Below are 11,903 nucleotides of genomic sequence, written 5' to 3'. Positions count from 1 at the left end.
ACGTAACGTCGGTGTAACGGCGCAGCGGGAGACTGATCCGCCAGCAAAGCGCAGCTAGAGCGTCACTAGGGGTTGAAGTGGACCGTCAGCAGGAGTTCGTGCTCCGCACCCTCGAGGAGCGCGACATCAGGTTCGTCCGGTTGTGGTTCACCGACGTGCTCGGCACGCTCAAGAGCGTCTCGGTGGCGCCAGCCGAGCTGGAGGCGGCGTTCGACGAGGGCATCGGCTTCGACGGCTCGGCGATCGAGGGCTTCGCCCGCGTCTTCGAGTCCGACATGATCGCCATGCCCGACCCGACGACGTTCCAGGTCTTCCCGTTCGAGGGCGGCGTGAGCGGCGAGAGCGCCCGGATGTTCTGTGACATCCTGCTCCCCGACGGCAGCGGCTCCTGGGCCGACCCGCGCCACGTGCTGCGCCGCGCGCTGTCCAAGGCGGCGGAAAAGGGCTTCACCTTCTACACCCACCCCGAGATCGAGTTCTTCCTGCTGGAAAACGGCCCGGCCGACGGCTCGGTGCCGATCCCGGTCGACGCGGGCGGTTACTTCGACCACACCACCCACGCGATCGCCCGCGACTTCCGCCGCCAGGCCGTGCTCGCGCTGGAGCGGATCGGCATCTCGGTGGAGTTCAGCCACCACGAGGTCGCGCCCGGCCAGCAGGAGATCGACCTGCGCTACGCCGACGCGCTGACCACCGCCGACAACATCATGACGTTCCGGCACGTGGTCAAGGAGGTCGCGCTGTCGCACGGCGTGCGGGCCACGTTCATGCCGAAGCCGTTCACCGACCAGCCGGGCAGCGGCATGCACACCCACCTGTCACTCTTCGAGGGCGAGCGCAACGCGTTCCACGACGCGAGCGACCCGATGAAGCTCTCCAAGGTCGCCAAGGCGTTCATCGCCGGCCTGCTGGTGCACGCCCGGGAGTACACGGCGGTCACCAACCAGTGGGTCAACTCGTACAAGCGGCTCTTCCCGCAGGCGTTGCCCGACCGGATCACCGAGTCCCCGGCGTACGTGTGCTGGGGCCACCTCAACCGCTCCGCACTGGTCCGCGTCCCCGCGTACGGCAAGCCCAACTCGGCCCGCGTCGAGGTCCGCTCACTCGACTCGGCGGCCAACCCCTACCTGGCGTTCGCGGTCATGCTCGGCGCCGGTCTCAAGGGCATCGAGGAGGGCTACGAGCTCCCGCCCGGCGCCGAAGACGACGTGTGGTCGCTCTCCAACGCCGAGCGCAAGGCCATGGGCTACGAGGCGCTGCCGGAAAACCTCTCCGAGGCGATCGACGTGATGTCCGGCTCCGAGCTTGTCGCGGAGGTGCTCGGCGAGCACGTCTTCGACTTCTTCCTGCGCAACAAGCGCGCCGAGTGGGAGCAGTACCGCCGCGAGGTCACCCCGTACGAGCGCCAGCGCTACCTGGGCGCCCTCTAGAGACCTTTCGGAGTCGGGGTGGCTTCGACCACCGAATCCCTTATTTGGACAGAGATTTGAGCTACCGCGATGTCCGTCGTGGTCCAGACCGTTGCTCCCGCGGCGGGCCGCGGGCTGGTCTGTCGGGGAAGCTGTCGAGCTGAGCGCGTCAGTGCGTTCACACGTCGAGGCGTGGTGCGGTGGGGAAGTTGCCGGACATTGCCCTCGCCCGGGCTGGCGACGGGCGATGTCGGGGCAACGCCCACCACCGCCGCGACCGGCGGCCTTGCCTGCCGGCGGCGGGTCCACCCGGGGGTGGCCACTATAGGGAAGCAGAGCAAACGCATCCCGCGCGCACCCACCCAGCCGGGTCGTAGGGGCCGCCGGGGTAAGCGTGACCAGCGGCGGACGGGTGAGGCCACCGTGACCCGGAAGCGGCCAGGCGACGCACGGTGGTGCCGGACGTCGCCTGGGTATCCGGCTTCGGTTACTTGGTCGGGGTCGGTGCCGGGCTTTCCGGCGACGGTGGCTGGCCGCCGCGGGGGCCGTGACCGCGGCCCTCGCCGGGCTTGCCCGCGGGACGCAGCTGCTCGCGCACCTTGCTCAGCGCGTCCGCCACCTGGTCTTCCGGGATGCCCAGCTCCTTGGCGAGCGCCGCCGCGAACTCGGCGTCCCGCGCGGCGCGGTCCTTGCCGTCGCCGGGGCGGCCGGGGCCGTAACCCTGGCCGTAGTAGGAGCCGGACGGCGGCCGGCCGTCGCGGTCGGCGGCGTACGCGGCGATCGGCGCGGCGATGCCCACCGACAGCACGCCCGCGACGGCCAGCCCGCCAAGGGCCGCCCGCTTCGAGATACGCCTACTCATGAAACCTCCAAATTCGCTCGGAAGGGGGTACCCGCCCGAGGCTGGAGGCGTGACCTGGGCTGTCACCCTGCGCAACCTGTCGCGGCGCTGAAAATCCGGGTCTGCCTTGCGCGGAAAGCGTTGTTTCGCGCGCTGCGTCACCAGCCCGCGCACAGGAATCGACTAGAACACTTGTTCGATCACGGGTGCCGGCCGTAGCGTCGATGGGATGAGGCTGGAGGTCACGCCGACGGAGTCGGTCGCGATCGCGATGGCGCTCTACGGCCTGGCCGGCACCCCGCTGCACGCCGACGCGGCCTCGGCGCTGCGCAAGTTGGTGCGCGTGATGCCCGACGCCGACCTGGTGACCGCCCGCGAGCTGGCCGACCGGGCGTCCCGCGACACGACCCCGGTGGTGCCGCGGGTGGTCGCGGACGCGCTGCACGAGCGCACCGTGCTGCGGATCGACTACGCCGACCGGCACGGCACGGCCACCACGCGGAGCATCGAGCCGCTGGGTTACATCGCCGACCACGACTATTGGTACCTGGTGGCTTGGTGCCGGATGCGTGATGCGGTCCGTGCCTTCCGCACGGACCGCATCGAGTCTCTGGTGGCGACGGGTGAGCCGGCGCCCCCGCGCCGGCTCACCGCTGCCGATCTGATCGTCGCCGGCCACTGACCGGCCCTGCCTTTACATCCGGCGCCGCATGCCCATCGTGAGCATGCCGAGGCCGAAGAGCACCGCCAGCGCGCCCGTGATCACCGTGCTGGTGACCGCGGAGCTGTCCGCCGTCGGGCCGCTGACCAGCCAGGGCGCCACGATCGTCCAGACGCCGATCACCGGCGCGACCCAGGCGATGCCGTGCGTGCGGCCGTACGCGGACGCGAAGCCGAGAGCCAGCAGCGCGATCGCGACCCCGGAGAAGAGGTTGCTCGCGGCCAGGCTGCCGTGGTCGGTGAAGCCGACGACCCACGGCGACATCGCCAGGTACAAGCCGGTGAGTAGGGTCAGGCCCTCGACCAGCTGTGCGGTCGGGGTCTCCGCCACCCGGTCGTACCGGGCCCGGAGAGCGGCGATGTCGGGGTGTTGCTCGATCGCGGTCGCAGTCATCGCGACCCACCTCCCTGAGGAGAACGGTGGGGGTCTCCCACCCACTTCTCACCCTGCTCCGGAGAGGGCTCGACCGGCCACGGAGAAAATGACTGTCACGTCACACCCGGCGCGACGGTCAGGACACCCGCGTCCGCGTCGAGCGTGGCGGGCGTGCCGACCGGCACCGTGAGCTGCCCGGTGCCGTGGCCGATCGGCAGGCCGCCGAGCACCGGCACGCCCAGGTCACCGAGGCGGTCGGTCAACACCTCGGTCACCGGCACGGTCCAGCCGTCGGCGCAGTCGGTGAACTGCCCGACCGCCACCCCCGCGACCCCGTCGAACGCGCCTGCGCGCCGCAGGTGCGTGAGCATCCGGTCCACTTTGTACGGAGCCTCGCCCACGTCTTCGACGAGCAGGATCGCGCCGCGCAGATCGGGGAAGTCGGGAGTGCCCACGGAGGACACGATCAGGCTGAGGTTGCCGCCGATGAGCGGGCCGGTGGCCGTGCCGGGCACCGCGACGGGTGCCGTCTCCTCGGTCTCGACCCGCTTGACCACGACCGGGTCGGTGCCCATCAGCGCGGCCCGCAGCGACTCGGCCGACACCGGCGGGGTGCGCTCGTCGAGCCACGCCGCGCCGGGACCGTGCACTGTGGCCAGTCGGATGGCGCGCCACAGGGCGAGCTGAAGCGCGGTGATGTCGGAGAAGCCGGCCACCACCTTCGGGTCGCGTCGCACCGCGTCCATGTCGATCGCGTCGACGATCCGCTGGGCGCCGTATCCGCCGCGGGTGCACAGCACGCCGCGCACCTCGGGGTCGGCGAAGGCCGCGTTGAGGTCGGCGGCGCGCAGCGTGTCGGAGCCGGCGAGATAACCCTGGCGGGCGTACGCGTTGGGCCCCAGCACCGGCCGCAGGCCCCACCCGGTCAGCAGCTCGATGCCGCGGGCCACGCGCTCGGGCTTGGTGGGCCCGCTCGGCGAGACGAGCATCACGGTGTCGCCGGGGCGGAGAGCGCTAGGCAGCAAGGCGGTCACCTCCCGAGCCTAAGGCGATAGCCTCGGTGGGTGACGACGGCGCTGGTGATCGAAAATGACCCGACCGACGACGCGCGGCGGCTGGGGGAGTGGCTGACCGAGGCAGGGCTTGCCCTCTCGGTCCTCCGGCCGTACGCGGGGGAGGAGCTTCCCGCCGACCTGGAGGGGTTCGCCGCGCTGGTGGTGCTGGGCGGCGAGCAGTCGGCGTACCCGCCGCGGCCGGACTGGTTCGACGGCGTGGAGGCGCTGCTGCGCAAGGCGACCCGCCACGGCACCCCGACGCTGGCGATCTGCCTCGGCGCGCAGCTGATGGCGACCGCGCACGGCGGCACCGTCGAGCGCAGCGCCGCCGGGCCGGAGATCGGGCCGGCGCTGGTCGGCCGGCGCGACGCCGCGGAGACCGACACGCTCTTCCGGTACGTGCCGCTGGCGCCGGACGTGCTCCAGTGGCACCTCGACGAGATCACCGAGCTGCCCGCGGGCGCGGTGCTGCTGGCCGCGTCCACGCGATACCCGCACCAGGCGTTCCGGATGGGGGAGCGGGCCTGGGCGCTCCAGTTCCACATCGAGTGCGACACCGAGATGATCGCGGACTGGGCGCGTAGCGCGCCGGAAGGCTACGACCCCGAGGAGATCGTCGCCGCCTGCGACGCCGTGATGGTCGACGTCGAGGAGGTGTGGCAGCCGTTCGCGGCCCGCTTCGCGGCGCTGGCGCTCGGTGAGCTGAGCGACGTCCGCCGTCCCCTGCCGCTGCTGGGCCAGTAGTGGCGAGGCCGACGAGCGCGCAGGCGCGGCTGGCGCGATACGGCTTCGGGCTCAACGCCGACATCGTGCGCGCCGCCGGCCTGCTCGGGCCGGACGGGCTGGGGCTGTGGGACCAGGCCACCCAGGAGCCCAACGACGAGGCGGCCGGCGAGCTGCTCACCGCGCTGTCCCGCGCGGCCGACCCGGATCTCGCGCTGCGGCAGCTGCACCGGCTCGTCGAGGCCGACCGCCGGCAGGAGGGCTCGCTGCTCGGCACGATGGCGGCGGACCCCGGCCTGCGCCGCCGCCTCGTCGCGGTGCTCGGTGCCTCTTCGGCGCTCGGCGACCACCTCGTCGCCAACCCCGACCACTGGGCGGCGCTGACCACCGGCGAAGACGGCGTGGCGCCCAACGGCGACGGCGGGCTGCACCTCGGCACAGCGTCCGTGCCCGCGCTGCGCACGGCGTACCGGCTGGCTCTGCTGCGGATCGCGGCGGCCGACCTGACCGGCGGGCGCGGCTTGGTGCAGACCATGGCGGCGCTGTCGGCCCTGGCCGACGCGACGCTCGCGGCGGCGTACGACATCGCGGTGTCCGAGCTGCCCGCCGGCACCGAGCCGCCGCGGCTGGCGGTCGTGGCGATGGGCAAGTGCGGCGGCAACGAGCTCAACTACGTGTCCGATGTGGACGTCATCTTCGTGGCGGCGACCGACGCCGACCTGACCGCGGGCACGACGGTCGCCGCCCGCCTGATCGCGATCTGCGGCCAGGTCGCCTGGCAGGTCGACGCCGCACTGAGGCCGGAGGGCAGCCGCGGCCCGCTGGTGCGAACGCTCGCCAGCCATCTGTCGTACTACCGGCGGTGGGCCCGCACGTGGGAGTTCCAGGCGCTGCTCAAGGCCCGCCCGGCGGCGGGCGACACGGCGCTGGCCCAGGAGTGGATCGACGAGCTCGCCCCGCTGGTCTGGCACGCCGCCGAACGCCCGGAGGCGGTCGAAGACGTCCGCGCGATGCGCCGCAAAATCATCGACAGCGTGCCGCGCGCCGAGCTCGACCGCGAGATCAAGCGCGGGCCGGGTGGGCTGCGCGACATCGAGTTCGCCGTGCAGTTGCTCCAGCTCGTACACGGACGGGTGGACGAGTCGCTGCGCGTCCCGGGCACGATTCCGGTGCTGCGCGCGCTGGTGGCCGGCGGATACGTCGGCCGCGCCGACGGCGAGGCGCTGCTGCGCGGATACCACTTCCTGCGCGCCGTCGAACACCGGCTCCAGCTCCAGGCGCTGCGCCGCACCCACACGGTCCCCACCGACCCGGCCGCGGTCCGCTGGCTCGCGCACGCGTTGGGGTACACGGCCGTTCCGGGGCGCCAGGCCGTCGAGTCGTTCCGCGCCGACTGGGTCTCGCACGCCGCCGAGGTACGCCGCCTGCACGCGAAGCTGCTCTACCGCCCGCTACTGGAGGCGGTGGCGCGGGTGCCGGCCGAAGGGCTGCGCATGGTGCCCGAGTCGGCCGCGAAACGGTTGCGGGTGCTCGGGTTCGAACCGGCGACCGCGCTGCGCCACATCGAGGCACTGACCGGCGGCCTGTCCCGCACCGCCGCGATCCAGCGCACGCTGCTGCCGGTGCTGCTCCAGGAGTTCGCCGACGCGCCCGAGCCCGACCGCGGCCTGCTCAGCTACCGCCAGGTCTCCGACAAGCTGGGCAGCACGCCGTGGTATCTGCGGCTGCTCCGCGACGAGGGCCCGGTGGCACTGCGGCTGGCCCGGGTGCTGGGCCTGTCCCGGTACGCGGCCGACCTGCTCGCCCGCGACCCCGAGGCGCTGCGCCTGCTGGCCGACGACGCGGAGCTCGTGCCGCGCCCGAGCGAGGTGCTCCGCGAAGGCTTCGGCGCCGCGGCCGAGCGCCACCCCGATCCGCAGGAGGCGATCGGGGCGGTACGCGCGCTGCGCCGCCGCGAGCTCTTCCGCATCGCCTGCGCCGACGTGCTCGCCCGTGCCGGCACGCTGGCACCCGCCCAGCCGCTCGACATCACGTCCGCCGGGAGTGCACTGTCCCATGTGGCCGATGCGACACTGGCCGCCGCGCTGCGGGCCGCGCACGCCTTCGTGCCGGAGATGCCGGGGCTGCGCTTCGCCGTCATCGGCATGGGACGGCTCGGCGGCTACGAGATGAGCTATCCCTCCGACGCCGACGTGCTTTTCGTCTACGACCCACCGGCGGGTGTCGCGGAAGACGCGGCAAGCGCCGCCGCACACGCGATCGCCGAGGAGCTGCGCCGCCAGCTCGGCCGCCCCGCACCGGACCCGCCGCTCGGCGTCGACGCCGACCTCCGCCCCGAGGGGCGGCAGGGCCCGCTGGTGCGCAGCCTCGCCGCGTACGCCCAGTACTACGCCAGGTGGTCGAAGGTGTGGGAGGCGCAGGCCCTGCTGCGCGCCCGCTGGGTGGCCGGCGACGAGGCGCTGGGACGCGAGTTCGAGGCGCTGGCCGACACCGTGCGCTATCCGCAAGACGGCCTCCAGCGCGAGCAGGTCACCGAGATCCGCCGCATCAAAGCACGCGTGGAGACTGAACGCCTGCCCCGCGGCGCCGACCCGGCCACCCACGCGAAGCTGGGCCGAGGCGGACTGGCCGATGTGGAGTGGGCGGTGCAGCTCGTGCAGCTGCGCTACGCGCGGGCGGTGCCGGAGCTGCGCTGCACCCGCACCCTCGACGCACTCGTAGCCGCCCGCGCCGCCGGCCTCGTCCCCCCAGCCGACGCCGAGGCGATGGCCGCCGGCTGGACCCTGGCCGCCCGCGTACGCAACGCGCTGACGCTCGTCCGCGGCCGCCCGACCGACCAGCTGCCCCGCCACGGTGTCGACCTTGCCGGTGTGGTGCGCCTGCTCGACGCCGCCGACCCGGGCGAGTTCCTCGACTACTACCTGCGCACGACCCGAAGGTCCCGCGCCGCCTGCGAACGCGTCCTCGCCACGTAGCGCAACCGGCGTTGGAGGTCGCTGCTGGCGTCGTGCCATTTCACGGATTTGAGCTACCGCGATGTCCGTTGTGGTCCAGGCCGCTGCTCCCGCGGCCTCACCCGTCCGCCGCTGGTCGCGCTCACCCCGCGTTTGGTCGCGGTCACTCCTCCGCCTCCGGCGGATGCGTGGCCCGCGGTGTTTGTCCACAATGCCCGGTGACGGACAGCCGGCGGGAGATCAAAACGGGGCGGTAGCTCAGAGAATCCGTCACGGAGGGTGACCGCGTGATCGGTGGCGCTGGTGCCAAGCCGGTGGCATGCTATGCCTCGGGACAGCCCCGGGAGGTGCGGGTGACTGGATCAGCAGAGCAGGACCGGCCCATCGACGGCCCCACCGCGGTGCGGATTCTCGTGGGTGCCCAGCTCAGGCAGCTGCGGGAGGAGCGGGGGCTGACCCGCGCGGAGGCTGGCGAGACGATCCGCGCGTCTGAGTCGAAGCTCAGCCGGATGGAGCTTGGGCGGGTGGGCTTCAAGATGCGCGACGTCAGAGACCTCCTGACCCTCTACGGCGTGCACGACGAGGCGGAGCGGGCGGCCGTGCTCGACCGGGTCCGGGAGGCCAACGAGCCGAGCTGGTGGCAGCCGTACAGCGATGTCACGCCCAACTGGTTCCAGCGCTACCTCGGCCTGGAGGCGACCGCGTCGCTGATCCGCACCTACGAGGTCGCGTTCGTGCCGGGGCTGCTCCAGACCGAGGAGTACGCGCGGGCGGTGATGCGGCTGAGCCACGGCACCGCGCAGCTCGACGAGATCGAGCGGCGGGTGCGGCTGCGGCTGGAGCGGCAGCAGGTGCTCACCCGGCCCGATCCGCCGCGGCTGTGGGCGGTGGTCGACGAGGCGGCGCTGCGCCGTCCCGTTGGCGGACGGCGGGTGATGCGTGACCAGATCGAGGCGCTGATCGCGATGGTCATCAAGGCGCCAAACGTGAGCCTCCAGGTGGTGCCGCTCGCGGCCGGTGGCTACGCGGCCGCCGGCAGCCCCTTCACGATCCTGCGCTTTCCGCAGGCCAGCTTGCCCGACGTCGTCTACATCGAACAGTTGGCCGGCGCGCTCTACCTGGACAAGCGCGAAGACGTCGACTACTACTTCGACGCGGTAAACCGGCTGTTCGTCGAGGCCGCGCCGGTGCGCGACACCGTGCGGATCCTGGATCGCATCGCCCACGACCTCGACGAGGCGTTCGACTGACCGGATGTATCCTGGCCCCGCGCCGAACCCGACATGCGGCACACCCCCCGAAGGGCATCGCTCGTGACCGAGGAATCCAGCGAAGAGGCAAAGCCCAAGATTGACACCACCGTCCCGCAGACCGCGCGGGTGTGGAACTACTGGCTTGGCGGCAAGGACAACTACGCCGTCGACCGCGCGCTCGGCGACGAGATCGCGAAGGCGTTTCCGATCATTGTGGACATCGCCCGTGCCGACCGCGCCTTCCTCAACCGGGCGGTGCGTTACCTGGCCGGTGAGGCCGGTGTGGTGCAGTTTCTGGACATCGGCACCGGGCTCCCCACGGCCAACAACACGCACGAGGTGGCGCAGTCGGTCGCCCCGGAGGCGCGCATCGTCTACGTCGACTACGACCCGCTCGTGCTCGTGCACGCCCGGGCGCTGCTGACAAGCGGTCCCGAGGGCGCCACCGACTACATCGACGCCGATCTGCGCGACCCGGAGACGATCCTGCGCGAGGCGGGGCGCACGCTCGACTTCGGCAAGCCGGTCGCGGTCATCCTCTCCGGCATCCTGGCCCATCTGCCCACAGTGGAGCAGGCTCAGGCTGTGGTGCGGCGGCTCATGGGCGCGCTGGCGCCCGGCAGCCACCTCGTGGTGTGCGACGGTGCCAACACCAACCCCGAGCTCAACGAGGTCATGAAGATCTGGAACGAGTCGGCCAACCCGCCGTACGCGATGCGCACGCCGGAGGAGATCGCCAGCTACTTCGACGGCTTGGAGTTCGTCGAGCCCGGCTTGACGGACGTCACGGCGTGGCGGCCCGACCCCGGCAGCGGCGAGACCCGGCCGCTGGACAACCTCGGTGGCGTCGCCCGCAAGCCCTGATCACGACGTGATCGTGTAGCGGCCCGGCCCGGGGAGGCGGGCGACCGTCCAGTCGCCGTCCCGGGCCAGGGCCGCGCCGCCGTCGACCGTGAGCCAGCGGCTGTGCCGCACCCGGACCCGCACCTCGCCGCCGGCCGGCGCGTCGAACGTCAGGGCCGCGGCGCCGCCCGCCACCAGCGTGGCCGGTGCGGTGACGATCGGCGTGGGGTCGGGCACCGCGTACAGGCGCCAGTGGCCGCCCGACCAGACCTCGGTGAGCAGTTGTGGCACGAGCGCGGCCTCGGCCCGCCCGACCCAGGACAATTGCGCGTCGGGTACGGCGACGTACGTGACGGCGTTGTCGGCGAGCCAGGCGCGGTACGACCGCGGGGTGAGCGCCACCCCGGTGCCAGACGCGCCCGGCACGGTCTCGAAGAAGAGCGGGTTGCGCGCGATGTCGGCCTGCCGCAGCCAGCCCCGGGCCAGCGGAAAGCCGTCCAGGTACGCGGCCTCCCAGTAGTCGCGCGTGGGCGGGATCTCCACCCGGCCGGCCGGGCGGCGGGCGCGCAGCTCGGCGAGCAGCGGGGCGAAGTACGCCCGGTCGCTGGTCGGGTTGCCCGCGTCGCGCAGGTCGGCCCAGGAGACCGGCGGCTGCCACCAGCAGCCGGCGGCGAGCGCGGCGGCGAGGCCGGCGGCGGCGAGCCGGTTGCGGATGCGGCGGGGCAGGCGCACCCGGGCGTGGATCCGGGGCGTGCGCACCCCGCGGGGCATCCGGGGCACCCGAGCGGCGGCCGCCAGCACCGGGAGCGCGAACATCGCGACGAGCCGGGTCGCGTTGAGCCCGACGGGCGTGTGCACGAGTGCCGCGGCCAGCACGCCGGCGGCGGAGAGCAGCGCGCCGGCCCGGACCGGGCGGTACCCGACCAGCAGCGCCACCGCCAGGCTTGTCACTATCGCGTGGGTGGCGTCGGTGCGGCTGATGTTCATCCAGCCGCCCTCGCCGAAGAGCAGCGCGGTCAGCCCGAGCGGGACCGCGCCGGCCGCCGCGACCACCGCGCCGTCCCGCGGCCGGCGGCCGATCATCAGCGCGACCCCGGCCAGCCCCACGAACAGCCCGGCCACCGGGCTCGTGGCGGAGGCCAGGAAGGCGAGCAGGCCGGCGACGGCGAGCCGGTAGCGGAAACCGGACACCAGGGCCACGAGCGCCGCCAGCCCGACCGCCACGCCGAGCGCGTACGTGACCCGCCCGGAGACGAGGTTGCCGGCGATGCACACGGCACCCACCAGGCCGCCGAGCAGGGGCCGGGGTGCGCCGGTACGCACCAGCAGCGCCGCGAACGCCACCGCCGCGCCGACCAGGGCGAGCGCTCCGGTCACGCGTACCCCGAGAAGGGCCATGACCGGCTGCGACACGAGGCTGTAGCCGAACTGGTTGGTCCCCCCGTACCAGCGGAGGTCTATGGGTGTCAGGCCGTGATCGGCGAAGAAGCTCGCGCGGGCGACCTGGGCGGATAGGTCGGAGCCCATGCGGGGTAAAGCGAGGAACGCGGCGGCGAGTGCCGTCGCCAGGGCCGCGGTGGCACCCACCGTACGACCCTCGGACACTGTGCCTACCTTCGTTCGCGACTGCGGGGCTCGCAGGCGGACCTGCGCCGGACCGTCCTGGCCGTCGGAGCTCACTCCTCGCGCTTCACACCTACCTCGCATTCGCGCCGAGAGTAACTGGCAG

10 protein-coding genes are annotated in these 11,903 nt (G+C 72.9%); 6 read left to right on the top strand and 4 right to left on the bottom strand.

Annotated elements, in window-relative coordinates:
* The first annotated feature begins 77 nt into the window (after nucleotides 1–77).
* Nucleotides 78–1,430, top strand: a complete 1,353-nt coding sequence (glnA, locus tag AC5L36_RS32470) for a type I glutamate--ammonia ligase (protein WP_441222582.1) — start codon at nucleotides 78–80, stop codon at nucleotides 1,428–1,430.
* 466 nt (nucleotides 1,431–1,896) lie between these two features.
* On the opposite strand, the gene AC5L36_RS32465 is transcribed toward glnA, so the two are convergent.
* Nucleotides 1,897–2,271: a hypothetical protein gene (locus AC5L36_RS32465; RefSeq protein ID WP_441222581.1), complete on the bottom strand. Its 375-nt coding sequence runs from the start codon at nucleotides 2,269–2,271 to the stop codon at nucleotides 1,897–1,899.
* Between the two features lie 208 nt (nucleotides 2,272–2,479).
* On the opposite strand from AC5L36_RS32465, the gene AC5L36_RS32460 reads away from it, so the two are divergent.
* Nucleotides 2,480–2,932, top strand: a complete 453-nt coding sequence (locus AC5L36_RS32460; RefSeq protein ID WP_441222580.1) for a helix-turn-helix transcriptional regulator — start codon at nucleotides 2,480–2,482, stop codon at nucleotides 2,930–2,932.
* A 12-nt stretch (nucleotides 2,933–2,944) separates the two neighbouring features.
* On the opposite strand, the gene AC5L36_RS32455 is transcribed toward AC5L36_RS32460, so the two are convergent.
* Nucleotides 2,945–3,364 carry an SPW repeat protein gene (locus AC5L36_RS32455; protein WP_441222579.1) on the bottom strand — a complete coding sequence of 140 codons (420 nt, stop codon included), beginning with the start codon at nucleotides 3,362–3,364 and terminating at the stop codon, nucleotides 2,945–2,947.
* Nucleotides 3,365–3,459: 95 nt separating this feature from the next.
* Nucleotides 3,460–4,335: a S66 peptidase family protein gene (locus AC5L36_RS32450; RefSeq protein ID WP_441222649.1), complete on the bottom strand. Its 876-nt coding sequence runs from the start codon at nucleotides 4,333–4,335 to the stop codon at nucleotides 3,460–3,462.
* Nucleotides 4,336–4,410: 75 nt separating this feature from the next.
* Here AC5L36_RS32450 and AC5L36_RS32445 point away from each other — a divergent pair, with 75 nt between their 5' ends.
* The 4 genes from AC5L36_RS32445 to AC5L36_RS32430 all read left to right on the top strand — a co-directional run bounded on the left by AC5L36_RS32445 (nucleotide 4,411) and on the right by AC5L36_RS32430 (nucleotide 10,195).
* On the top strand, nucleotides 4,411–5,145 hold the full coding sequence (locus AC5L36_RS32445; protein WP_441222578.1) for a type 1 glutamine amidotransferase: 735 nt from the start codon (nucleotides 4,411–4,413) through the stop codon (nucleotides 5,143–5,145).
* The gene (locus AC5L36_RS32440) at nucleotides 5,145–8,099 is read left to right on the top strand and encodes a bifunctional [glutamine synthetase] adenylyltransferase/[glutamine synthetase]-adenylyl-L-tyrosine phosphorylase (RefSeq protein WP_441222577.1); all 2,955 of its coding nucleotides are present in this window, start codon (nucleotides 5,145–5,147) and stop codon (nucleotides 8,097–8,099) included. The genes AC5L36_RS32445 and AC5L36_RS32440 overlap by 1 nt, the downstream gene beginning before the upstream one ends.
* A gap of 332 nt (nucleotides 8,100–8,431) precedes the next feature.
* Nucleotides 8,432–9,328: a Sco1979 family transcriptional regulator gene (locus tag AC5L36_RS32435; protein ID WP_441222576.1), complete on the top strand. Its 897-nt coding sequence runs from the start codon at nucleotides 8,432–8,434 to the stop codon at nucleotides 9,326–9,328.
* Between the two features lie 33 nt (nucleotides 9,329–9,361).
* Nucleotides 9,362–10,195: an SAM-dependent methyltransferase gene (locus AC5L36_RS32430; RefSeq protein ID WP_441222575.1), complete on the top strand. Its 834-nt coding sequence runs from the start codon at nucleotides 9,362–9,364 to the stop codon at nucleotides 10,193–10,195.
* Here the strand turns inward: AC5L36_RS32430 and AC5L36_RS32425 are convergent, their stop codons facing one another.
* Nucleotides 10,196–11,779, bottom strand: a complete 1,584-nt coding sequence (locus tag AC5L36_RS32425; protein ID WP_441222574.1) for a hypothetical protein — start codon at nucleotides 11,777–11,779, stop codon at nucleotides 10,196–10,198.
* Nucleotides 11,780–11,903 lie beyond the last annotated feature (124 nt).

The organism is Phytohabitans sp. LZ39 (assembly GCF_059359075.1).
The sequence above is the reverse complement of the archived record's forward strand: the minus strand, read 5'-3'. Positions and strand labels throughout refer to the sequence as shown.